Genomic DNA, 22,228 nt, shown 5'->3' on the forward strand with positions numbered 1-22,228 from the left:
GACATAATTACTTTGCGTAGAATATCTTAAATAAATTCTTACAATACTGCTACATCTATCATTTCACTATAAATATTATTAAGAATATTTCCACTTTCCACCCGATTTTTATCTCTATGTTTTATTGCTTTTTCATGACTCATTGACTATACAAAAGTATATTTGCATGTATTTCTACTATTGGTTTGAAGTTGGGCGGGTGAAGATTAATTGTGCGATTTTGCTTTATATAGTTAATGTAAATTCTATCCTTGGAATGTATTTATATGGTGAATGAGTTATTTTGTAATATGAGTGATAAAAAGCCAGTGAATAGTCACTTCTGTTATTTTTTATTATTAATATTTTAATATTATTTTAAGGGATTTCCTTTCATCATTAGAGAATGTGGTCATTTTTCCTTATCTTAACTACCTCTTAATTGATATTCCCGAATTTGGACCGGAAGGAACGCCTAAAGCAGTATCTACACCTTTATGTGACCGAAGATCCTTTTTGAATTCCGTTTTCTAACCAAATGTCACTATGACGAATTGCTTCTTCCAATAAGGGGGATCATGTGGCCTTTTAACGCCAGCACATAATCTGCCTTGTTTTCGACAATCTGGTCAGCGATTTTGTACTGGCAGCCCATCGCGTCAATCGTGATGGTAGAACCACCAATATCCAGCAAGACCAGCAGCTTGGGGATCAAGCCGGTTTATCACATCGTTAAAGGTATCGTGGCTGGGGATACCATTGTGAAGATCCAGAAATTGCCGAAACCAATCTTCCTTGGATTTACCGTACTCTTCAATCGCATTGAAACCTTCACAACCCAGAAGCATAAAAGATACCCCCACCCTGTATGGGTAAAATCATTTTAATTGATTGAATCATCTGGAAATAAATTTATAATTTACGACTGTTAGTTGAGCAAGCGCGGTGACCGCCGCTAAAGAGCATTTGATATAGAAAAGGAATTCAGCATTTCGTAAATTTTGCGTGACGTATCATAGTCATCCCAGATGTAGCAAAGCTTTCAGGGCATTGCGCACAGGGTGCATAGTGGAGAGGGGGAAAAGATTTTTAGGGATATCTCTGGCAGGAAAACTAAATTTTCTAATTTTAAGTGTTCATTTTTCTTGTTTAAGAAAATAATTAGTACATAAAAATATCTTTATGTTTTTGATATGTCAAAACATAATTAAAATTAGCAGCTTAATTAGTTGTTTTTATAAGCTATCTAATGAAATATTCTTTCACAACAGAATTATCAAAATCACTCAATGTAATATATATTAGTATCATTGAGTGATAATATTTTTGATTTCTATATTATATTTTTTATTATTGTTATTTTGTTTTATAGTAAGTTATTAATGTGGCTATTGACAGGAAGACAAATAGTTATATATTTTATGACGGTAAAATAGCAAGAAAAAGGAAAGGAAATGGCTAATATTATTTATATGACTTTAAATGGTAAAAAGCAAGGGCTGATATCGGCAGGTTGCTCAACTTATGATTCAATAGGCAATAAATACCAAGAAGAAAATAAAGATAAAATATTAATTTATTCTATAGATCACGATATCAATAGAGAGCAAAATGTAAATCACCACCCTATGGTAATAACAAAACCAATCGATAAATCATCTCCATTATTAGGTGTTTCAATATCAAATAATGAGCATTTAGATTGCCTGCTTGATATATATAGGAATAGCTCAGCCGGGGGATTAGAAAAATTTTACTCTATTAAATTAACGAATGCCACTATAAAAAACATCTCCAGCCACTACCCTAATTCACTAAGCCATAATGATATGCAACCATATGAAAGTATAACAATTTCATATGATAGCATAACTTGGATACATCACATCGCTGGCACATCAGGTTACAGTATAAGAGAAGAGAATGTATTTTAATTCTTCTCAACTAAAAACAAAATGGTACGGTCAGTATCATTTTGTTTTATCTGTATAAAAAAATCTCCTTTACTCCAAGATTCACTTCCATCTGTATTCCAATATGCGTTTATGTCTTTTATATAACCTAATTTTTCAATATAGTTTATTAATTTTATTTTACGATTTGGATTTACATTCGAAAATAAAACTGAATTAGTCATTGGTTTTACACCATCTGGAGAATCATAATAGATAACATAATCATTTGAAATAATTGGCATTTTTTTGACCTCATCAAAGGTAAATAAATTATATTTAATAAAGTCACTTTTTGTATATGAAAAATGATTATCTACAAAGAAAATAGGAATGGTAAAAATCAGCCCTAAAAAAAACAGGGCGATAAATGCAATTTTCAAAAATTTATTCAAGTTCAATCCCCACATCTCTTACTGCATGTATGTTATACCCAGTTATATCATTAATATGTATTATCAAATGACTTCTATCTATATCAGTTATGGGTGATATAGTATTAAGAAACGTAGGCAAAGAAGAATAATATGGCCTAGCATTATTTGGGTATTTTTCCGGATCAGGGAACAACAAAGGCTTAAACATTTTATTTTTATACTTTCCTATGGGACCATAGTAATCCCATCTCTTTAGTGCATCTTTTTTACTTATAGGTTGAAGCTGAGGTAAATAATCAATTTCATTTATCGCTTGATAAAAACCAAGCAGATTTGAAACTAAATCCTCACCACTGTATCCACTATCTGTATACCAATTAAAAGGAAAGGAATCTTGATGTGCTTCAAATAGATGAGTTGTATACATCATAATAGTAAGAGCAACTCTTTTTTTATCATGTAAAGATAATCCTCTCCTTACTCTCCATCTTGTTATTTTAGATGTGCCATATTTTAATCCAAGCCCCATGTATTGTGTGTACTTAATGGTAAAGTATGATTCTTTAGTATCATCACCTGAATTTATAGCAGTCATTAATATTCTGGCATCATTACCTTTTGAATGCCCAGTATCTACCCATCCTAATTTTTCGGTATAAACTAACCTTCCTTCGATTACATCACTTCTACTACTCATGAAAGCTCCTGTAATTTAGTTAAATACACTATAAAACTTTAGATCACATAATAGTATATAAAATAATTAACCGACTGCCTAATAGAAGCCTTTTAGCAAAAGGTTACCGTTTTTTTACCTTACACTAAACAATAGGCTTCTATAGAATATGATACTATAATTACATAGTAGATTAGTAAATCTCAATCTCACTTTTTCGAAGGCCATTTCATATTCCACCGGCGTTAAATAACTATTGGCCGTGTGTAACCGGGTTAAATTATAATAATGCAGGTAATCTGTCACAATGGCGATCCGGTGCTCGCTTGGGCGATGTCTAATGTGGTGATGGAAACAGACGCAAACGCCAATATCAAACCAAACAAGAAGAAATCAGCCAACAAGATTGATCCTGCAATCGCGTTCCTGATGAGTTTTGGTACATGGCAAGTAGAGTATGAAGATTTTGCGTTTAGTCTCAGTGATGAGCAGCAGCGACTAGCTAACTTTGATGGAATTTAATTTATTTATTACTTGGTGGGAGTTATTAATAATCAGTTAATTGACAAATTTTATTAATTAAGCATCTGTTATTTTATGTCATTCTGCAATCAAAACATGCAATTTATCCGTTGAATTAAATCAAGCCGTACTCTCCAGTATTGCTGAACCAATTTTATTGATGTTCACAGGCGGAGAAGTATCCCACCGCCTCATATTGCCAAAGATTTTTTAATAAACCTCTTTGGCTTAATTAGCAATCTACGTTGTTAATACATGAGGGAATAAATATGAGCATTCAAGATAAAAAGCCTGAGTCAAAAGCTTTCGAAGATGATGGCCTTGTTGTTGTTACAACACCGGAGTATGTCAAAAATTCGATTAGAAAAGCGGTCGAAGATCATGCTAAAAGTCGTAATCATCCGGATGCAACACTGCAAGATAAAGGATTTGTTACTCTGAGTAATGATGTTAGTAGTGATAGTGAAACTAATGCAGCAACACCAAAAGCAGTTAAGACAGCATACGACTTAGCAAACAAAGCAAATGAGAATGCCGATACCCGTCTGGCGAAAGACCAGAACGGAGCTGATATACCTAACAAAGAAGAGTTTGTTAAGAACCTTGGGCTGGCAGAAGGATCGGTCTTGCCTGTCGGTGTTCCCGTTCCTTGGCCGACAGAAACAGCACCAGAAGGATGGCTTATATGTAACGGTGATTCATTTGATAGAGCAAAATATCCTAAACTTGCTCTTGCCTATCCATCTGGTGTGTTACCTGATTTAAGAGCGGAATTCATTCGCGGATTGGATAATGGGCGTGGTGCAGATCCAAACAGGGAAATATTAACGCACCAAGAGGGAACGATCGTTTCTGGTTTCGATGACAACGATACAGGAGATATAAGTTCTATTGGTGAACCTAAATATGCGTTTGGTGATCCTATGACGGATACCCAATGGAAGAATATTAAAGGTAAGAAATGGATACTTTGGAATAAGGGAGATTCAAAACTTTATGATTGGTGGGCTTATACTTCAGCACGTCCACGTAACGTGGCATTCAATTATATAGTGAGAGCCGCTTAATCCTGAGTGTTAATAATGTTCAGGGAATGTGATAAATATCACAGGGAGAAATACGACAACGGTTCATTACCGTAGCGGTGTTAATCGGTTATACCTCACGCTACTGCCAGAAGGTATCCTAGAAAAAACTAAGGGGTCGCACTTTTGATGCAACCCCTTGATAATTCTGGTGGCCCCTGCTGGACTTGAACCAGCGACCAAGCGATTATGAGTCGCCTGCTCTAACCACTGAGCTAAGGGGCCGTTGAAGTGAGACGATTATACGGCACACTTTGGTATTAGGTCTAGTCCCCAAAATTCATATGCGTATTTTATATACAATAATTAGTATTTTTTAACATGTTTACAGTCACTGGGAGTGGTCTAAAATCATTCTTAGTGATGTTGATTGCTTTTTTAATAAGTCTTTCTGATTGTTTTCTGTTCTTTGTTTAGACTTTAGCCAACGAAAAATACCTTTGTAAATTAATATGAAAAAACATCCTTTATCTGCGGCTATCCTAGCTTATCTTCAAATAGAAGATCACTTTTTCTCATCTATCAGCCAGATGTATCAACATATCAGCGAAGATGTCCGAGCTTATGTGACAGGCGTTGAAACCCCAGCGTTAAATTTGCTACTGGTAACAGGGCGCTCTGTCAAAATCGCAGAAGAGCTTAAAACGGCTATTCGGCTGCTGGATGAACACCTTAGCGTGCCTTTCATGATTGCTGCCGTCGATCCAGATAGTCAAATTCTGGTGGTTATCCAGCAGGCAGGATTTGTCCCCGATCCTGATAGTATCACTACAGCCATGCAGCTTGATTTGACAGGTTGGCAGATGAGTGATGCATCAGCGATGGAGTATGAAATCAGGCGTGTTGACCATTGCCTGGATGATTGGGCAACTCCGGTAGAAAGCGCATTTGAGACAGAAGGCCCTACTTCTGGGCAATATCGAAAATGCCATCAGGCGGCATTGGAGGCAGGAAAAGATCTACAACATTATGCGTTATATGTTGAAGGGCAACCCGTATGCGCTTTAACCTTATCAAGACAAGGCAATATTGCTCGTTTTGATGATATCGGTACAGTGGTGGAAATGCAGGGCAGGAGATATGCTTCTGTCTTGATTAATCATGTATTGCACGAAGCCAAACAGCAAGGCGTGACTGAGTGTTATTTAGAGGCTTCTCGTGAGGGTAATGGGTTGTATCGGCGCGTTGGATTTAAGCCATTATTTGAGTATCAGGGATTTATCCGTGAATAATAAAAAAGCGTCTGCCGGAACAGACGCTTTTCAGATTGATCAGCAAATTCGTTGATTAGTCATCAAGGAAGCTGCGCAGTACTTCAGAACGGCTTGGATGGCGCAGTTTGCGCAATGCCTTGGCTTCGATCTGACGAATACGTTCGCGGGTTACATCAAATTGTTTACCCACTTCTTCCAGTGTATGGTCAGTGTTCATATCAATACCAAAACGCATACGCAGAACTTTCGCTTCACGTGCAGTCAGGCCAGCCAGCACATCGTGAGTTGCAGAACGCAGGCTTTCGGAAGTTGCAGAATCCAGCGGCAGTTCGAGGGTCGTATCCTCAATGAAATCGCCCAGATGTGAATCTTCATCATCACCTACAGGTGTTTCCATGGAGATTGGCTCTTTGGCAATTTTCAGTACCTTGCGGATCTTGTCTTCAGGCATCAACATACGTTCTGCCAGCTCTTCTGGTGAAGGCTCACGTCCCATTTCCTGCAACATCTGGCGGGAAATACGATTGAGTTTGTTGATGGTCTCAATCATATGTACCGGGATACGGATGGTACGCGCCTGATCAGCGATAGAACGCGTGATTGCCTGACGTATCCACCATGTGGCGTAAGTTGAGAATTTGTAACCACGACGGTATTCAAATTTATCAACCGCTTTCATCAGGCCGATATTACCTTCCTGAATCAAATCGAGGAATTGCAGACCGCGGTTGGTATATTTCTTCGCAATCGAAATAACCAGACGCAAGTTAGCTTCAACCATCTCTTTTTTCGCACGGCGGGCTTTCGCTTCACCGATGGACATACGACGGTTGATATCTTTGACCTGCTCAATGGTCAGGCCGGTTTCTTCTTCGATTTGGCGTAACTTTTGCAGGCTACGCATGATTTCTTCTTCAACTTCCAGCAACTTATCAGACCATGGTTTGTTCATTGCTTTTGCAGCGGTGAACCATGTGTCAGTCGTTTCATTGCCAGAGAATAGCGTGATGAAGTTTTTCTTCGGCATTTTGCACTGTTCAACACACATCTTCATGATTTGACGTTCTTGAAGACGAACACGATCCATCATGGAACGCATGTTGTTGACCAGATAATCAAACTGTTTCGGTACCAGACGGAACTGTTTGAATACCTCAGATAAGGTCAATATTTCTGCTGCGGTACTTGGATGACTGCGCCCGTGCTTCTTGATTGACTGACGGGTCAGTTCATATTGTTCACGCAGTTCCAGAAACTTCTGGCGCGCCAGTTCTGGATCAATGCTGTTATCATCGTCGCTGTCAGTATCATCCTCGCGCTCTTCATCGTCATCCTCTTCGTCGTCGTCAAGCTCTTCCTGAGGAAGTTCTGAGCCAACGTGAGTCGCTGTTGGTGCGAGATCTTCTTCTGCATTAGGATCGACGAAACCCGTGATTAAATCAGACAGACGGCTTTCGCCGGCTTCAACGCGATCATACTGCTCCAGCAGATAAGTAATCGCTTCAGGGTATTCGGCAACGGAGCACTGCACTTGGTTGATGCCATCTTCAATGCGCTTTGCAATGTCAATCTCACCTTCGCGAGTCAGTAACTCCACCGTACCCATTTCACGCATGTACATGCGAACAGGATCGGTGGTACGACCGATTTCTGACTCGACACTGGATAACACTTGCGCAGCCGCTTCTGCCGCGTCTTCATCGGTGTCGTTTGTGTTTTCTGCCAACATGAGATCATCAGCATCAGGTGCTTCTTCCATTACCTGGATGCCCATGTCATTGATCATTTGGATGATATCTTCTATCTGATCAGAATCGACGATATCTTCCGGCAGATGGTCATTGACCTCAGCATAGGTCAGATAGCCTTGCTCCTTACCTCGGGTGACAAGTAGCTTTAGCTGTGACTGCGGGTTTTGCTCCATAAGACGGTATCCACACTTCAGAGTATTGGTTGGTGTCGGTCGGCGAAACAAATATGCCAACAATAACATTTGGGGGCGGTTTCATTGTATTGCCGCTGCCCTCAATAGCGGCAATCGTAGGGCTGTCTCCCTACCTAATGCGGCAGTTAAGCCGTGAATTCTGTATCAGAGTGATTTTACACTTGGTATAGAACCTGTTTCATCAAGCTATATTTCTTTAAAAAAATATATTTTCAAAAAATTATGTTTTTCAAAGATATATTTTCACCCAGTGATGTTACGGACCTAAACGTATTGAGTAAGTAAGCCAAGTAATATAGTCTTCATACAAATATAGCTTGTTGAGACAGATTCTTATTTCCTCGCACCAGATTCCGTAATTAAGCGGACTTCTTCCCGTTCTTCTGGTGTCAGTCCTTCTGTCCTCTCTTTGGCCATCAGAAAGTTAAAACGTTCATCAAGGGCTGACGCGAAAAGATGGTTCAGCGCATCGCTGAAAGTTTTCTCAGCAATTTCTTCTATTTGTATATCGTTCCATGCAGCGAGTTTTTCAAGCTGTGTTGCATACTTATTATCGCGATACTGCTCTAAAAGTTGCCCGGTCGTTAAACCCGGTTGGGCAAGGCACGTGTCGACAAGCTCTATAAATAACGGTAACCCCGCTACCTGAGCAGAAAACATTCCCTGTAATGAAGGAACTAATGTCGCTAAATGCGGATTCTGCACCAGCAATGCGATAAGAATACGCATTGTTGTTGGTTTCAGTTTTAGCGCCTGATATGTATTGGTATCTTTTTTGACAAGTTTTGCCAAAGATCGTTCCAATTGTGTTGTATCAGGTATGCCAAGCAGTTTTCCAATTTCTTGGAGCAAGTAGAGCCGCAGTGCTTCCCCAGGAATTTGACTAATCAGCGGCATAGCAAGTGAACTGAGTTTGGTCGCACCTTCTGGGGTACTCAAATCTACCTGTGGCAATAGCGATTCAAACAAGAATTCAGATAAGGTTAATGCTTTCTGCATTCTTTGTTCGAACGTCGCTCGTCCTTCCTTGCGAACCAGTGAATCTGGATCTTCGCCATCAGGCAAGAACATAAAACGTAATTGTCGACCATCATTCAGATAGGGTAACGCTGTTTCCAGTGCCCGCCAGGCAGCATCACGGCCTGCACGGTCACCGTCGTAACAACAGATGACATTATCCGTTGTGCGGAAAAGTAGCTGAATGTGTTCGGCTGTCGTAGATGTTCCCAACGAAGCCACGGCATAGTCAATGCCAAATTGGGCTAACGCAACAACATCCATATAACCTTCAACCACCAATAGCTTTGAAAGCGTATTGTGGCTCTGCTGCGCTTCATAAAGACCATATAATTGGCGGCCTTTATGAAATATTTCTGTTTCCGGTGAGTTCAGATACTTGGGAAGTGCATCTCCCAGAACTCGGCCACCGAATGCAATTACACGACCACGACGATCGCGAATTGGGAACATCACACGTTCGCGGAAACGATCGTAAGTGCGGCCATTGTCGTTAGTGACCAGCATTCCTGCGTCGTTGAGTTGTTTGCGATCTTCCCCATTATGGGCAAAGCGTTTTAGCACGTTGTCCCACCCAGCCGGCGCAAAGCCGATGGCAAAGCGCTGGATGATCTCTTCACTGAGCCCACGTTGAGCCAGATATTGCCGGGCTGACTGAGCGCCGGGAATTGTCAGTGAATGCTGATAGAAGCCGTTGAGCTTATCCATCAGTTGGTAAAGATTTTGCCTTTGGTGGCGTTCAATATGACCACCGCCGGAGCCTGCTTCATAGGGAACTTCCAGCCCGTGCATTGCCGCCAGTTCTTCGATGGATTCGACAAAGTCTAATCTGTCATAATTCATCAAAAAATCGATAGCATTGCCATGAGCACCACAACCGAAGCAATGGTAAAACTGTTTATCGCCATTAACGGTGAATGAAGGAGTTTTTTCGTTATGAAAAGGACAGCACGCCTGATGGTTTTTGCCTTTCTTTTTGAGAGGCACTCTTACATCGATCAAATCAATGATATCGGTTCTTGCTAATAAGTCATTGATAAATGCGCGTGGAATTCGTCCAGCCATAAGCCCTTTTACGCCTGTTGATGAACGAGAATAAGCCGCGCTTCCTGTTGGAAAGCACGGCCTTTAACTGCAGTAGTTTGTTAATACAACCACTAAGCGGATTGACCGCAAGGATTAGTACAAACGAGTGCGGCGTGCGTTTTCACGAGCCAGCTTCTTAGCATGACGCTTAACAGCAGAAGCTTTAGCGCGTTTGCGCTCGGTCGTTGGTTTTTCATAGAATTCACGACGACGAACTTCTGCTAATACGCCTGCTTTCTCGCAAGAACGCTTAAAGCGACGCAGTGCTACGTCAAATGGCTCGTTTTCACGTACTTTAATTACTGGCATGTGCCTCTCACCTCAATGGAAATCGGGTTTGTCGCTGGCGTGATAGTGCCAGCCGTCTCTAAAATGGTGCGGAATTTTACTTCAATGAACACGGCTTTGTAAAGTGCCGAGGAAAATTGAAACCTATAACGCTACGGGTTACAGGATGCTTTTTTATTTATAAAACAAGCAGTCTGACGTTGGCGTTATTAACATTAACCACACAGGGTATTCAAGTAGGGTACTGATTATAGACTAAACAGGAAAAATAGCCAGCATGTAATGGTTCATAGATAATGTTACACTGGCGCCCGTTCAGAGGAATACGAATGTATAGTGACGAGACGAATAAAACAACGAGACGAACAAAACAAAGAGACGAATAGTACAATGCGAGTTTTAGGTATAGAAACGTCCTGCGATGAAACCGGAATCGCAATTTATGATGACAAAGTCGGTCTGCTAGCGAATCAATTGTACAGTCAGGTCAAGCTACATGCTGATTATGGCGGTGTTGTGCCTGAATTGGCGTCCCGTGACCACATTCGTAAAACGGTTCCCTTGATTCAGGCGGCTTTGCAGGAAGCGGGCCTGACAAATAAAGATATTGATGCCGTTGCTTACACTGCCGGGCCGGGTTTGGTTGGTGCGTTGCTGGTTGGGGCAACCATTGGTCGTTCATTGGCGTTTGCGTGGGATGTACCTGCTATTCCGGTGCATCATATGGAAGGCCATTTATTGGCACCGATGCTGGAAGAAAATAGCCCGGAATTTCCTTTTGTCGCCTTGTTGGTTTCTGGCGGTCATACCCAGCTTATTAGTGTCACGGGTATTGGTGAGTACAAACTGTTGGGGGAATCCATTGATGATGCAGCCGGTGAAGCCTTCGATAAGACCGCAAAATTGCTCGGATTGGATTATCCGGGCGGTCCCGTACTTTCCCGTATGGCGCAACACGGCAAAGCAGGGCGTTTTGTCTTCCCGCGTCCAATGACGGATCGTCCGGGATTGGATTTTAGCTTCTCCGGCCTGAAAACATTCGCTGCCAATACAATCCGCAATAATATTCACGGCCATGATGCGGTTGAGGATGAGCAAACCAAAGCGGATATTGCCCGCGCATTTGAAGATGCGGTTGTAGATACGCTGGCGATTAAATGCAAACGAGCACTGGAACAGACGGGATTTAAATGTCTGGTGATGGCGGGCGGGGTGAGTGCAAACCGGACTTTGCGTACCAAAATGCAGGAATTAATGGGAAAATTGGGGGGAGAAGTTTTCTATGCCCGTCCTGAATTCTGTACTGATAATGGCGCAATGATCGCACTGGCTGGCATGATCCGTCTGCAAGGCGGAACTGCGGGTGAATTGGGTGTTACGGTGAAAGCACGCTGGCCATTGGCGGATCTTCCTGCTCTGCAAAAATGATAAAAAACACGCGGTTTGATATGGGCTGAACGTCATTTGGCGCTCAGCCTTTTAAATGTCTTATTGCCTTTGTTGAGGCTATCCGCTTCAATCGTCTTGTTGCTCCTGCTGTTTGGCAGCTTGAATTTTCTCTTTATCAGTCATTTCTTTTTTCTTTTTCAACTTCTGCCAGATGCGACTTTCCTGCCCTCGCCACAGGCGCTGGATATTATCATGGTGACGAACCAGCACCAGACATGACAGCATTGCGACGGGAAAGGTGAGCTCAGGTTTGAACCACCAAACATAGAAAGGGGCGATTAATGCACTGATGATGGCACCTAATGAAGAGTAGCCACTTAACAGCACTGTCAGCAGCCATGTGCCGGCGATTAACCCCATGAGATCCCAACCAATGGCGGCAATAGCCCCGAAAGCGGTTGCAACGCCTTTTCCCCCTTTGAAATGGAAGAAAATGGGATAAATATGTCCCAGACAGGCGGCAATGGCGATAACACCTAAATAAAACGGGGGAATATTCAGTTTGTACGCCAGCCAAACCGGAACCATTCCTTTGAGGACGTCACAAATCAACACTGCTAATGCGGCCCATTTACCGCCGATGCGCAGTACATTCGTTGCCCCGGGATTGCCTGAACCATGCTGACGAGGATCTGGAAGCCTTGCCAAACGGCAGATTAATATCGCGCTGGATATAGAGCCACATAAGTACGCGAAGATGATCATGCCAAGCGCGATTGCACTCATAAGATATCTCCAATGATAAGAGTCGTTTTCTTAAGTCTAACAGTGGATAATACGCATATTTCGTCGGAAGTGGTATCTGGCGAACCGAAAAACGGGGAAAAGGGCGTGATGGATATCGTATTTATTGAAGAATTAACAGTGACTACCACGATTGGTGTTTATGACTGGGAACAAACAATTAAGCAAAAATTAGTGTTCGATATCGAAATGGGATGGGATAACAAACGAGCCTCTTCCAGTGATAATGTTGAGCACTGTCTGGATTATGCGAAGGTGAGCCAAGCCGTGATTAGCCATGTGGAAAACCAACGTTTTGCTTTGGTCGAGCGGGTGGCGGAAGAAGTGGCTGATATTTTATTGACTCAATTTCATTCACCTTGGGTAAGGGTCAAAGTCAGTAAACCGGGAGCGGTTGCACAGGCAAAAAGTGTCGGCGTGGTTATTGAGCGGAGTGCAGGTTAATTGGCTGGTTATTTAGCCGATCATATTAAAAAAGCGTCCCAATAATTCATTAAATTGGGACGCTTTTTTATTTATTATCAGCAATTAATCCATTGAATGCTGTTTCCAGTTTTCAATGGCAATGCGTCTCTGACGTTCTAATTCTGTGCGAATCTCCGCGCCCTGAAATCCACGGGCAATCACTTCTTGGACGCTGACTTGGCTGGCAATGGTAAACACTTTGCGTAGATAATTACCTTGTGGATAGGGCGCAGCTTCCGAATCGGTATAGCCATGGTTATCTGCTTCACTACAGATAATTAATTGTTCGATTCGCTGTGGTTTACGCCAGGCATCTACAGCATTAAACAAGGTCAGCAGGGTTTCGGGAGATAATTGCTCTGCGGTATGTACCCAACTGTGATATTGCGCCACAATTGTGGCTAAATCGCGTACTGAGTTTGGGATACGCAGCCGTTCGCACATTTGCTTCACTGACATAGCACCGATATGGCTGCATAATGAAGCGAAACGAATATCTGCCTCGTCGCTCAATTGGGTAGACATACGCAAAACTTGCAGTGAATGGAACCCGGCATCAAGTCTGAGAGGCGTTTTTTCCTGTATTTCGTCCCGTAATGGCAGAGGAATGCCAAACAAGTTATCAATCTCAGGAAAAAGAACAGCCAATGCGCCGCAATCGCGTAACACTTGAAAATAGACCTGCGGTGACTGTGAGGCGAGTGCTTTTTCAGTTTCCCGCCAAACCCGTTCAGCGGTCAATGATGACAACTCACCGCTTGCGACCATCTCTGCAATTAGTGATTGGGTTTCCGGTGCAATTGAAAAGCCTAAATGGGCAAAGCGGGCGGCAAAACGGGCCAAGCGCAGCACACGCAAGGGATCTTCTGAAAACGCGGCGGAAACATGCCGTAAAGTGCGATTTTTGAGATCATCGGCACCATGATAAGGATCGAACAATTCGCCTTCAGGTGTTTGGGCCATGGCGTTAATCGTTAAATCGCGGCGCAGCAGATCTTCTTCCAGTGTCACATCGGGAGCGGCATAACAGGTAAAACCGGTATACCCCTGACCAGATTTTCTTTCTGTACGTGCCAGAGCATACTCTTCATGGGTTTTAGGGTGCAGGAAGACGGGGAAATCTTTCCCAACCTGTTGATATCCTTCTGATAGAAGTGTCTCTGGATTCCCGCCAACGACAACCCAATCCCTTTCGGTAACGGGCAGCCCCAATAATTGATCGCGAACTGCGCCGCCAACCAAATAGACTTTCACTCTTGCTTCCTTAAATCAGCTCATCCAGCGATCTTTCTTTTTGCGACGTGGAATAATATGCGGCAATACCAACCCAAAAATCAGGCCGACTCCGGCCACACCACCGCCATAGGTAAACCACTGTAAGATAATTTCTCGTTGTTTATCATCCAGTTGTAAATTAGCCATTTCTACTTTTTTCTCAGCGATTGTTAATTTACTCTGGAGCTGGGCATTTTCTTTTTTCAGGTCATTGATGGCCTTATCACTGGTCGCTACCTTGTTTTGTAACTCTGCGGTACGTTTATTCCACGTATCATCAATATTTGCCAAATTCTCGGTCAGCGTTTTGATTTTTTGCTCCATAGCCGGCAGGCGTTCACGCAGGCTTGGAATGTCACTGAGTTCACTTGCGAGGATCCAGCTTGTACGTCCTTTGCGGTCTTTTACCTGAAAGAAACCATTTTCTGATTTTGAGCTGAGCAGGATGACTTCCTCACCGGAATTCAGTGAGCCAATGATACGGTTTTGAATGCTTGGGCCGCTACGAATGTAGGCTGATAATTCATCAGAAACATAATGTGTTTCTTCAGCATGTACGGATAATGGCAGCGTGAAGCCCAATAATAAGATAAATAATCGATGTAGTTTTTTCATTCTGTATTCAACTGTCTCTTTGTGTATGGACCAATCGTGATTCAAACTACTTAAATGATAGTAAAGAGTTAAGTTTGTGTGTGCAATCAGTAAACCAGAATCAATCCTCTCTCAACTGACCGAATACAGACCTTGTTAGGGGGTTTTTAACAAGGTGAGCATGATGATTGTTGAGATAACACCCTATTATGGTTTATTTTTCTCTTTTGTTAACGCAAGTGTGAACAGTATATAAAAAATTCTGTTATATGAATTGAGGAATAAAAAAATATGAGTTCTGTAGAAATAGAGTTGAAACTGTCTGTAAAATCTGATGCGATATCAGCAGTCCGCCAGCAGTTATTTCAGCTTCCTCATCAACACACTTCACCAAAGCATCTGACAAATATTTATTTTGAGACGCCGGATAATAAGTTACGGCGCTGGGATATGGGATTGCGCATCCGTGGTTTTGACGGGCACTATGAGATGACAATCAAAACCGCAGGTAAAGTGATTGGTGGGTTGCACCAGCGTCCCGAATTCAATGTACCTCTGCATCATCCTGAGCTGGATTTAGCACAGTTTCCCCCGCATATCTGGCCTGAACATACTGATCTTGCACATCTGCAAGCTGAATTGACCGTATTATTCAATACCGATTTCACTCGTGAAAAATGGCTTGTGACTTATGGGCAAAGTGAAATTGAAGTGGTGTTGGATCAAGGGAGCATTTTTTCTGGAAATCAGGCGTCACCCATTTGTGAGTTTGAGTTGGAGCTAATAAACGGCAATGTCACCGATATTCTGTCACTGGCAGAGAAACTGGCATCACAGGATGGGCTGCGTTTGGCGAATAAAAGCAAAGCAGCACGGGGATATGCACTTGCTCATGGTTTGTCGCATAAGGCGTTATCGTGTGTCCCTGATGAATTGGAATGGCAGCAGCCATTGTCTGTGCTTCTTTCTGAAATTTTGACGCAATGGCAGGAACAGGAAGAAGGATGGTTGGCGGGATTGAACGAAGGTAAAACGGGATTGATTCGGGTTGTACATTTGGTGATACAGCTAACTGAAAAGCAGGCCGGATATTTACCAGCACTGGAGCGATTGCCTGATTTACTCTCCGAATTAAGGCAGAGTTTATCTGCTGCCGATGCAGAAGCAGAAATGTTGTGTTACAGCGCTGCATGGCTGCAATGTAAGCTGGCGTTAACCCAATGTTTGATGGCTCAGTCTCGATAAGTTCAGCGCTTATTACCATTAATGATTAGCATTTTTATAGTAATAAGCGGTAATAAACGGTAATCAAGGGAAACCCAGTCATGTTGCCATTTTCATCACCTTTAGCTCAGCAATTACAGCGTGTCATCGCGAATTTCCAGCCATTAGAGGGGACTGTCGCGCCTTTTTCACTTCATGAACAGGCTGTCCTGTCATTAAGTGATTTTGCGGCAGAAAATTTACTTTCTCACCCCGCATGGCTGGAGGATATCCGCCAGAATCCGCCGCAATCGGATGAGTGGCAATGTTATTCCGATTGGTTAGAACACGCATTGTCTACGGCAAATGATGAAAATGGATTGATGCGGGTTTTGCGCCTGTTCCGTCATCGAATGTTGGTCAGGATTGCATGGTCACAGGCTTTACAAAGCAGCACGACAGAACAGACTTTACAGCAGTTAAGTATGCTGGCTGAAACCCTGATTGTCGCCGCTCGTGATTGGCTTTACCTGCGTTGCTGTCAGGATTGGGGAACGCCGACCAATAGTGATGGCGTGGCACAACCGTTGTTAATTCTGGGAATGGGTAAATTGGGCGGCGGAGAACTCAATTTTTCCTCTGACATTGACCTCATTTTTGCTTATCCGGCAAATGGCGTCACCCAAGGCGGGCGCCGTGAAATGGATAACTCCCAGTTTTTTACTCGCTTGGGACAGAAATTAATTAAGGTGTTGGATCAACAAACCGTAGATGGATTTGTTTATCGTGTGGACATGAGGCTGCGTCCGTTTGGTGACAGTGGGCCTTTGGTATTCAGTTTCCCTGCTCTGGAAGACTATTATCAGGAACAAGGGCGTGACTGGGAACGTTACGCGTTGGTGAAAGCGCGTATTTTAGGGCATGACGAGCAGGCTTATTCACAGGAATTGCGCCAGATGTTGCGTCCTTTTGTCTTCCGTCGCTATATCGATTTTAGCGTGATCCAGTCCTTGCGGAATATGAAGGGCATGATTGAGCGGGAAGTTCGCCGTCGTGGATTAAAAGACAATATTAAATTAGGCGCGGGCGGGATTCGGGAAATCGAATTTATCACTCAGGTTTTTCAGCTTATTCGCGGCGGAAGGGAACCGAGTCTGCAATCCCGCTCATTATTGCCAACATTGAAGGCCATCGAAAACCTGGCTTTACTGCCACCGGAACAGGTAAGGCAGCTCGAAGAAAGTTATTTGTTCCTGCGTCGGCTTGAAAACCTGCTGCAATCGATTCGCGATCAGCAAACACAAACCTTGCCGGATAATGTATTGGATCGTGCTCGTTTATCTTGGGGAATGGGTTTTCCGGATTGGGATGCGTTGATGGCAGAAACAGAACGCAAAATGCATGCTGTCCGAGGTATTTTCCAGCTGTTGATTGGCGATGAAAGCGAAGAGAATGGCGAGGAAGCTAACCATGTGCCATTTAAAAGTTTATGGCAGGAAGCGTTGAACAGGGACGAACTCATCACATTGGTTCCTCATCTTGATGAAGCAGAAGCCCAGAAAATGCTGGATGTGATCGCACTTTTTCGTCAGGACGTCAGTAAACGCACGATCGGCCCAAGGGGACGAGATGTACTTGACCAACTGATGCCACGCTTGTTGGCAAAAATTGGTGTGCGGGAGGATGCTAATGCCGTTTTGGAGCGGATTATCCCGCTGTTACTCAGTATTGTCAGCCGGACGACTTATCTGGAACTGATGCTGGAATCAGAGCAAGTCATGATTCACGTGATTCGCCTGTGTGCCGCTTCCCCGATGATTGCCAGCCAGCTTACCCGCCATCCCTTGCTGCTGGATGAATTGCTCGATCCAAAATCGTTGTATCAGCCGTTGCCGATGGAAGCCTATCGCGATGAGCTTTATCAATATTTGCTGCGTATTCCTGAAGATGATGATGAGCAATTGCTGGAAGCCTTACGTCAATTTAAGCAAGCTCAGTTATTGCGGATTGCAGCAGAAGACATTGTAGGTGCTTTGCCGGTGATGAAAGTGAGTGATCACCTGACTTATCTGGCGGAAGCCATTATTGGTGCCGTTGTGCAGCAGGCGTGGAACCAGATGGTCAAACGCTATGGCACTCCTGCTCATTTATCCCAGCGAGGGGGGCTGGGGTTTGCCATTATCGGTTATGGCAAATTAGGGGGCTGGGAGCTGGGTTATAGTTCCGATTTGGATCTGGTTTTCCTGTTGGATTGCCCAATGGGGGTAGTGACCGACGGTGCCCGCGCCATTGATGCCCGTCAGTTTTATTTGCGCCTTGCTCAACGCATCATTCACCTGTTCAGTACTCGAACGGCATCGGGAATATTATATGACGTTGATGCCCGCTTGCGTCCATCCGGTGAATCAGGAATGTTGGTCAGCACGCTTGAGGCTTTTGATGACTACCAGAAAAATGAAGCGTGGACTTGGGAACACCAAGCGTTGATTCGGGCGCGCATGGTTTTTGGCGATGAGAAAATGCGTAGTGACTTTGAGCGCATTCGCCGTGAAACATTATGTATTCCTCGCGACCCTGCGTTTTTGCGCCAGCAAGTGCGTGAAATGCGTGAAAAAATGCACCGGCATTTAGGCAGTCATCAACAAGATCAATTTGATATCAAGGCTGATCCGGGCGGGATCACCGATATTGAGTTTATTGCCCAGTATCAGGTACTGCGTTATGCGCCGGAAAATGCCAAATTGACCCGTTGGTCTGATAATGTGCGCATTTTCGAATTAATGGCGAATCATAATATTATGGATGAGCAGGAAGCGATGGCATTGACGCAGGCTTATATCACCATGCGTGATGAACTCCACCACCTTGCCTTGCAAACACTACCCAGCCGGATTTCATCTGACCATTTTAGCCAGCAGCAGACATTGGTTCGTGATAGCTGGCAGAAGTGGCTAGCAGATAATCGTTGAAATTGTCGGTTTTGCTGCTGATCTTACTGGCATTCAGACGGGTTATGGTAATATCCACCACAGTTTATTTTGATATTTGGAGCATGGGATGAAAGTAACACTCCCTGATTTTCACCGCGCAGGTGTTTTAGTTGTTGGTGATGTCATGTTAGATCGCTATTGGTACGGCCCTACCAGCCGCATTTCACCGGAAGCGCCGGTTCCCGTGGTTAAAGTGGAAACGATTGAAGAGCGTCCTGGTGGCGCGGCGAACGTCGCCATGAATATTGCGTCACTGGGGGCAAATTCACGTCTGGTCGGGTTGACGGGTGTTGATGATGCGGCAAGGGCATTGAACGAAAAACTCAGTAGTGTGAAAGTCCAATGTGATTTTGTTCCTGTTCCAACTCATCCAACTATCACGAAATTGCGTGTTTTATCACGTAACCAGCAATTGCTTCGTCTGGATTTTGAAGAAGGTTTCCAGAATGTTGATGCTCAGCCGATGCTGGAGAAAATTCGACAATCTTTGCCACATATTGGGGCGTTGGTTCTGTCGGATTATGCAAAGGGAGCGCTGAACCAAGTTCAGGCAATGATTAAGCTTGCTAACGAAGCCGACGTTCCTGTGCTTATCGATCCAAAAGGCAGCGATTTTGAGCGTTATCGTGGCGCAACATTACTCACGCCAAATATGTCAGAATTTGAAGCGGTTGTAGGACACTGTAAAGACGATGACGATCTGGTACAGAAAGGCACGCAACTGGTACAGGATCTGGAACTGAAAGCGTTGCTGATCACGCGTTCTGAGCGTGGCATGAGTTTGCTGCGAGTCGGGCAGCCGCCTCTGCATTTGCCAACTCAGGCACAGGAAGTTTTTGATGTCACGGGTGCGGGCGATACCGTAATTGGTGTATTGGCAACGGCTCTTGCTGCCGGCAAACCGCTGAATGAAGCTTGTTACCTTGCCAATGCGGCGGCAGGTGTTGTGGTTGGTAAACTGGGAACTTCTACTGTTTCGCCTGTCGAACTGGAAAACGCAGTGCGTGGACGGGCAGAAACCGGGTTTGGCATAATGAGCGAAGCGCAACTGAAAGAGGTTGTTGCACAGGCTCGTCAGCGCGGCGAACGTATTGTGATGACTAACGGCTGTTTTGATATTCTTCACGCCGGGCATGTTTCTTACCTGTCCAATGCGCGCAAATTAGGTGATCGTTTGATTGTTGCCGTTAATAGCGATGCCTCCACCAAGCGACTGAAAGGGGAAACCCGCCCGGTCAACCCACTGGAACAGCGTATGATTGTATTATCGGCACTGGAATCCGTGGATTGGGTGGTGGAATTTGAGGAAGATACCCCTCAGCGTTTAATTGCAGGTATCCTGCCGGATATTTTGGTCAAAGGTGGTGATTACAAACCAGAAGAGATCGCCGGTAGCGAAGAAGTTTGGGCGGCTGGTGGCGAAGTTAAGGTATTGAACTTCGAAGATGGTATTTCCACGACCAATATCATCAAAACCATTAAGCGCCAGTAAGTTTGGTATTGTGTCCGTTATGCTTCTTTGTGAGCATAACGGCATATACCCTTCGTCTTTCAAGTTGTCTCTTTGTTGGCTGCACTCACTCACCCCGGCCACATAGTTATCTATGCTCCCGGAGATTCGTTCCCTTGCCGCCGCGACGCAACTTGAAATCCATTGGGTATAGAGAAAAATATAAGATGATTTTTTTATGTTGAAAATAAAAGGAAACGATGGAGGAGAACGAAGCTACGATAGCTATTCTCCTCACACAATTATTCAGCCTGCTCAGTTTTCTTGTCTGAACCTTCCTGACGGGCTTCCAATTCAGTTAAGCGTTGTTCCAGCGCAACCAACTTTTCACGTGTACGCAGAAGAACTTGTGTCTGAACATCAAACTCTTCACGGTTGACAAGATCCAGCTTGCTCAGTTGAGATTGCAGAACGGTACGCAATTTTTTTTCTACGTCGTCACCAAACTCTTTGACACCTTTCGGCATTGCATTGTGGATTTGGCGGGCAATTTGTTCAATTTTCTTTGGATCAAGCATGATGATCATCCTTTTATGCATAATTGTGTTGGCAGTATTCTAATACTTGATGATGAAAGCATAAATGATTGCGAGCCAGGTTTCATATTTGATTTTGTAGATTGCCCCTACAGATTATTAGCGCTATAGTGAAATTGTTTATCTCAGGGCAGGGTGAAAGTCCCTACCGGCGGTAACATGAAATGATCGAATGATCATTTTATGAAGCCCGCGAGCGCTCTGTTTGTTGTTATCCGTAACGAAATAAAACAGAGGTCAGCAGATCCAGTGTGATTCTGGAGCCGACGGTGATAGTCCGGATGGGAGAGAATAACAGCATCAATCGAGTGCTTGCGCTCGTCTGTTGTTTTTGTTGCCGTATTTTTGTGCAGCACGAACTCCTCAAAATTGCCCTGATTCTGGTAATCCATACATTTAAAGAGGTTTCTTTACCATGAATCAGACGCTACTTTCCTCATATGGGACGCCATTTGAACGTGTTGAACGTGCGCTTGTTGCTTTGCGTGCGGGTCAGGGTGTGATGGTATTGGATGATGAAAATCGTGAAAATGAAGGCGATATGATTTTCGTTGCCGAAACAATGACGGTAGAACAAATGGCATTGACCATCCGTCATGGCAGTGGAATTGTTTGCCTTTGCCTGACCGAAGAACGTCGTCAGCAGTTAAATTTACCCATGATGGTAGAAAATAATTCCAGTCAGTACCAGACAGCTTTCACTGTCACCATTGAAGCCGCGCAGGGGGTAACCACCGGCGTGTCTGCGGCAGATCGTATCACCACGATCCAAGCCGCCATTGCAGACGATGCTCAACCAAACGATCTGAATCGGCCCGGGCATGTTTTTCCTTTGCGGGCGCAACCGGGAGGCGTTCTGACTCGCCGTGGTCATACTGAAGCCACCATTGACTTGGTTAAATTGGCCGGTTTCAGGCCTGCGGGGGTACTGTGTGAATTGACGAACGACGATGGTTCAATGGCCCGTGCACCTGAAGTGATTGAATTCGCAAAACTGCATGGTATGCCGGTAGTCACTATCGAAGACTTGGTGGACTATCGCTTAAAGATAGCAAAGGCGGCGAGTTAACAGCCTCCTTAAATAGGTTACTTTAAGACACCAGTTCATCATGATGGGTAAGAGATATTGTTTTCTTTAGTATGGATAGAAAACAGTGGATGAAAAAAAATCGGATAGAATATATCGGTTATACCCAACAGATTTTGAGTTACTGTGCAGTAGCACAGTAAATTGAAAGATGAGGAAAAATATCGCATGCACGTATGAAAGGCCACCGCCCATCTTCTGTGGCCTTTCAGTATTTTTGAAACACTCCATCAT

20 protein-coding genes, 1 tRNA gene, 2 pseudogenes and 1 riboswitch are annotated in these 22,228 nt (G+C 43.8%); of the genes and pseudogenes, 10 read left to right on the forward strand and 13 right to left on the reverse strand.

Going from position 1 to position 22,228, the window contains the following annotated elements; translation table 11 throughout:
• Positions 1-559 precede the first annotated feature (559 nt).
• A pseudogene (locus tag AB204_RS23990) lies at positions 560-691 on the reverse strand (ISAs1 family transposase); the annotation flags it as partial.
• Positions 639-827, reverse strand: a complete 189-nt coding sequence (locus tag AB204_RS13855) for a transposase family protein (RefSeq protein ID WP_053067912.1) — start codon at positions 825-827, stop codon at positions 639-641. The gene AB204_RS13855 and the pseudogene AB204_RS23990, both read right to left, overlap by 53 nt.
• Positions 828-1,433: 606 nt before the next feature.
• Between AB204_RS13855 and AB204_RS13860 the strand changes: the two genes are divergently transcribed.
• The gene (locus AB204_RS13860; protein ID WP_047963959.1) at positions 1,434-1,913 is read left to right on the forward strand and encodes an Hcp family type VI secretion system effector; all 480 of its coding nucleotides are present in this window, start codon (positions 1,434-1,436) and stop codon (positions 1,911-1,913) included.
• Here the strand turns inward: AB204_RS13860 and AB204_RS13865 are convergent.
• The 3 genes from AB204_RS13865 to AB204_RS23995 form a co-directional block, all read right to left on the reverse strand.
• On the reverse strand, positions 1,910-2,326 hold the full coding sequence (locus AB204_RS13865) for a hypothetical protein (RefSeq protein WP_047964000.1): 417 nt from the start codon (positions 2,324-2,326) through the stop codon (positions 1,910-1,912). The two genes, AB204_RS13860 and AB204_RS13865, sit on opposite strands and share 4 nt — an antisense overlap.
• Positions 2,319-3,005, reverse strand: a complete 687-nt coding sequence (locus tag AB204_RS13870; protein WP_047963960.1) for a hypothetical protein — start codon at positions 3,003-3,005, stop codon at positions 2,319-2,321. Before AB204_RS13870 ends, AB204_RS13865 begins: the two co-directional genes overlap by 8 nt.
• A 114-nt stretch (positions 3,006-3,119) precedes the next feature.
• Positions 3,120-3,290: an IS3 family transposase gene (locus AB204_RS23995; RefSeq protein ID WP_161796571.1), complete on the reverse strand. Its 171-nt coding sequence runs from the start codon at positions 3,288-3,290 to the stop codon at positions 3,120-3,122.
• On the opposite strand from AB204_RS23995, the pseudogene AB204_RS13875 reads away from it, so the two are divergent.
• Positions 3,276-3,506, forward strand: a pseudogene (locus AB204_RS13875) (terminase TerL endonuclease subunit); the annotation flags it as partial. The gene AB204_RS23995 and the pseudogene AB204_RS13875 overlap by 15 nt on opposite strands.
• 269 nt (positions 3,507-3,775) lie before the next feature.
• Positions 3,776-4,573, forward strand: coding sequence for a phage tail protein (locus AB204_RS21495; RefSeq protein ID WP_072061447.1), 798 nt, complete (start codon positions 3,776-3,778; stop codon positions 4,571-4,573).
• A gap of 167 nt (positions 4,574-4,740) precedes the next feature.
• On the opposite strand, the gene AB204_RS13885 is transcribed toward AB204_RS21495, so the two are convergent.
• Positions 4,741-4,816: transfer RNA gene (locus AB204_RS13885), tRNA-Ile, on the reverse strand.
• A gap of 227 nt (positions 4,817-5,043) precedes the next feature.
• Here AB204_RS13885 and AB204_RS13890 point away from each other — a divergent pair.
• Complete coding sequence (locus AB204_RS13890; protein WP_047963962.1) at positions 5,044-5,823, forward strand: GNAT family N-acetyltransferase; 780 nt, start codon at positions 5,044-5,046, stop codon at positions 5,821-5,823.
• A gap of 55 nt (positions 5,824-5,878) precedes the next feature.
• Here AB204_RS13890 and rpoD read toward each other — a convergent pair whose 3' ends face one another.
• From rpoD to rpsU, 3 genes are all read right to left on the reverse strand, one after another.
• Positions 5,879-7,729 carry an RNA polymerase sigma factor RpoD gene (gene rpoD, locus AB204_RS13895; RefSeq protein ID WP_047963963.1) on the reverse strand — a complete coding sequence of 617 codons (1,851 nt, stop codon included), beginning with the start codon at positions 7,727-7,729 and terminating at the stop codon, positions 5,879-5,881.
• 354 nt (positions 7,730-8,083) lie between these two features.
• On the reverse strand, positions 8,084-9,832 hold the full coding sequence (dnaG, locus tag AB204_RS13900) for a DNA primase (protein ID WP_047963964.1): 1,749 nt from the start codon (positions 9,830-9,832) through the stop codon (positions 8,084-8,086).
• Positions 9,833-9,946: 114 nt separating this feature from the next.
• Complete coding sequence (gene rpsU, locus AB204_RS13905; RefSeq protein WP_001144069.1) at positions 9,947-10,162, reverse strand: 30S ribosomal protein S21; 216 nt, start codon at positions 10,160-10,162, stop codon at positions 9,947-9,949.
• A gap of 369 nt (positions 10,163-10,531) precedes the next feature.
• Here rpsU and tsaD point away from each other — a divergent pair, with 369 nt between their 5' ends.
• Positions 10,532-11,569, forward strand: coding sequence for a tRNA (adenosine(37)-N6)-threonylcarbamoyltransferase complex transferase subunit TsaD (tsaD, locus tag AB204_RS13910; protein WP_047963965.1), 1,038 nt, complete (start codon positions 10,532-10,534; stop codon positions 11,567-11,569).
• A gap of 87 nt (positions 11,570-11,656) precedes the next feature.
• Here tsaD and plsY read toward each other — a convergent pair whose 3' ends face one another.
• Positions 11,657-12,316 carry a glycerol-3-phosphate 1-O-acyltransferase PlsY gene (plsY, locus tag AB204_RS13915; RefSeq protein WP_047963966.1) on the reverse strand — a complete coding sequence of 220 codons (660 nt, stop codon included), beginning with the start codon at positions 12,314-12,316 and terminating at the stop codon, positions 11,657-11,659.
• A gap of 108 nt (positions 12,317-12,424) precedes the next feature.
• On the opposite strand from plsY, the gene folB reads away from it, so the two are divergent.
• Complete coding sequence (gene folB / locus AB204_RS13920) at positions 12,425-12,778, forward strand: bifunctional dihydroneopterin aldolase/7,8-dihydroneopterin epimerase (RefSeq protein WP_047963967.1); 354 nt, start codon at positions 12,425-12,427, stop codon at positions 12,776-12,778.
• Positions 12,779-12,862: 84 nt separating this feature from the next.
• Here the strand turns inward: folB and AB204_RS13925 are convergent, their stop codons facing one another.
• Together AB204_RS13925 and AB204_RS13930 are read right to left on the reverse strand one after the other, a co-directional pair.
• Positions 12,863-14,053: a multifunctional CCA addition/repair protein gene (locus AB204_RS13925; RefSeq protein WP_047963968.1), complete on the reverse strand. Its 1,191-nt coding sequence runs from the start codon at positions 14,051-14,053 to the stop codon at positions 12,863-12,865.
• 15 nt (positions 14,054-14,068) lie between these two features.
• Positions 14,069-14,689, reverse strand: coding sequence for a TIGR04211 family SH3 domain-containing protein (locus AB204_RS13930; RefSeq protein WP_047963969.1), 621 nt, complete (start codon positions 14,687-14,689; stop codon positions 14,069-14,071).
• A 270-nt stretch (positions 14,690-14,959) separates the two neighbouring features.
• Here AB204_RS13930 and AB204_RS13935 point away from each other — a divergent pair, with 270 nt between their 5' ends.
• The 3 genes from AB204_RS13935 to hldE all read left to right on the forward strand — a co-directional run bounded on the left by AB204_RS13935 (position 14,960) and on the right by hldE (position 20,353).
• The gene (locus AB204_RS13935; RefSeq protein WP_047963970.1) at positions 14,960-15,913 is read left to right on the forward strand and encodes a CYTH domain-containing protein; all 954 of its coding nucleotides are present in this window, start codon (positions 14,960-14,962) and stop codon (positions 15,911-15,913) included.
• Positions 15,914-15,993: 80 nt separating this feature from the next.
• Positions 15,994-18,840 carry a bifunctional [glutamate--ammonia ligase]-adenylyl-L-tyrosine phosphorylase/[glutamate--ammonia-ligase] adenylyltransferase gene (gene glnE / locus AB204_RS13940; protein WP_047963971.1) on the forward strand — a complete coding sequence of 949 codons (2,847 nt, stop codon included), beginning with the start codon at positions 15,994-15,996 and terminating at the stop codon, positions 18,838-18,840.
• Between the two features lie 88 nt (positions 18,841-18,928).
• Entirely contained in the window at positions 18,929-20,353 is a 1,425-nt protein-coding gene (gene hldE / locus AB204_RS13945) for a bifunctional D-glycero-beta-D-manno-heptose-7-phosphate kinase/D-glycero-beta-D-manno-heptose 1-phosphate adenylyltransferase HldE (protein WP_047963972.1), read from the forward strand.
• A gap of 260 nt (positions 20,354-20,613) precedes the next feature.
• Here hldE and ubiK read toward each other — a convergent pair whose 3' ends face one another.
• Complete coding sequence (gene ubiK, locus AB204_RS13950) at positions 20,614-20,889, reverse strand: ubiquinone biosynthesis accessory factor UbiK (RefSeq protein ID WP_047963973.1); 276 nt, start codon at positions 20,887-20,889, stop codon at positions 20,614-20,616.
• Between the two features lie 135 nt (positions 20,890-21,024).
• Positions 21,025-21,204, forward strand: a riboswitch (FMN riboswitch).
• A gap of 118 nt (positions 21,205-21,322) precedes the next feature.
• Between ubiK and ribB the strand changes: the two genes are divergently transcribed.
• Positions 21,323-21,976, forward strand: coding sequence for a 3,4-dihydroxy-2-butanone-4-phosphate synthase (gene ribB, locus AB204_RS13955; protein ID WP_047963974.1), 654 nt, complete (start codon positions 21,323-21,325; stop codon positions 21,974-21,976).
• The last annotated feature ends 252 nt before the right edge of the window (positions 21,977-22,228 follow it).

The sequence above is a fragment of the Xenorhabdus khoisanae genome, assembly GCF_001037465.1.
In the GTDB taxonomy this organism is placed as follows: Bacteria; Pseudomonadota; Gammaproteobacteria; order Enterobacterales; family Enterobacteriaceae; genus Xenorhabdus; species Xenorhabdus khoisanae.

What these genes read in the sequence shown, in the direction of transcription:
- AB204_RS13855 (WP_053067912.1), bottom strand. Translation starts at nt 827, where the DNA reads ATGCTTCTGGGTTGTGAAGGTTTCAATGCGATTGAAGAGTACGGTAAA.
- AB204_RS13860 (WP_047963959.1), top strand. Translation starts at nt 1,434, where the DNA reads ATGGCTAATATTATTTATATGACTTTAAATGGTAAAAAGCAAGGGCTG.
- AB204_RS13870 (WP_047963960.1), bottom strand. Translation starts at nt 3,005, where the DNA reads ATGAGTAGTAGAAGTGATGTAATCGAAGGAAGGTTAGTTTATACCGAA.
- AB204_RS21495 (WP_072061447.1), top strand. Translation starts at nt 3,776, where the DNA reads ATGAGCATTCAAGATAAAAAGCCTGAGTCAAAAGCTTTCGAAGATGAT.
- AB204_RS13890 (WP_047963962.1), top strand. Translation starts at nt 5,044, where the DNA reads ATGAAAAAACATCCTTTATCTGCGGCTATCCTAGCTTATCTTCAAATA.
- rpoD (WP_047963963.1), bottom strand. Translation starts at nt 7,729, where the DNA reads ATGGAGCAAAACCCGCAGTCACAGCTAAAGCTACTTGTCACCCGAGGT.
- dnaG (WP_047963964.1), bottom strand. Translation starts at nt 9,832, where the DNA reads ATGGCTGGACGAATTCCACGCGCATTTATCAATGACTTATTAGCAAGA.
- rpsU (WP_001144069.1), bottom strand. Translation starts at nt 10,162, where the DNA reads ATGCCAGTAATTAAAGTACGTGAAAACGAGCCATTTGACGTAGCACTG.
- tsaD (WP_047963965.1), top strand. Translation starts at nt 10,532, where the DNA reads ATGCGAGTTTTAGGTATAGAAACGTCCTGCGATGAAACCGGAATCGCA.
- plsY (WP_047963966.1), bottom strand. Translation starts at nt 12,316, where the DNA reads ATGAGTGCAATCGCGCTTGGCATGATCATCTTCGCGTACTTATGTGGC.
- folB (WP_047963967.1), top strand. Translation starts at nt 12,425, where the DNA reads ATGGATATCGTATTTATTGAAGAATTAACAGTGACTACCACGATTGGT.
- AB204_RS13930 (WP_047963969.1), bottom strand. Translation starts at nt 14,689, where the DNA reads ATGAAAAAACTACATCGATTATTTATCTTATTATTGGGCTTCACGCTG.
- AB204_RS13935 (WP_047963970.1), top strand. Translation starts at nt 14,960, where the DNA reads ATGAGTTCTGTAGAAATAGAGTTGAAACTGTCTGTAAAATCTGATGCG.
- glnE (WP_047963971.1), top strand. Translation starts at nt 15,994, where the DNA reads ATGTTGCCATTTTCATCACCTTTAGCTCAGCAATTACAGCGTGTCATC.
- hldE (WP_047963972.1), top strand. Translation starts at nt 18,929, where the DNA reads ATGAAAGTAACACTCCCTGATTTTCACCGCGCAGGTGTTTTAGTTGTT.
- ubiK (WP_047963973.1), bottom strand. Translation starts at nt 20,889, where the DNA reads ATGCTTGATCCAAAGAAAATTGAACAAATTGCCCGCCAAATCCACAAT.
- ribB (WP_047963974.1), top strand. Translation starts at nt 21,323, where the DNA reads ATGAATCAGACGCTACTTTCCTCATATGGGACGCCATTTGAACGTGTT.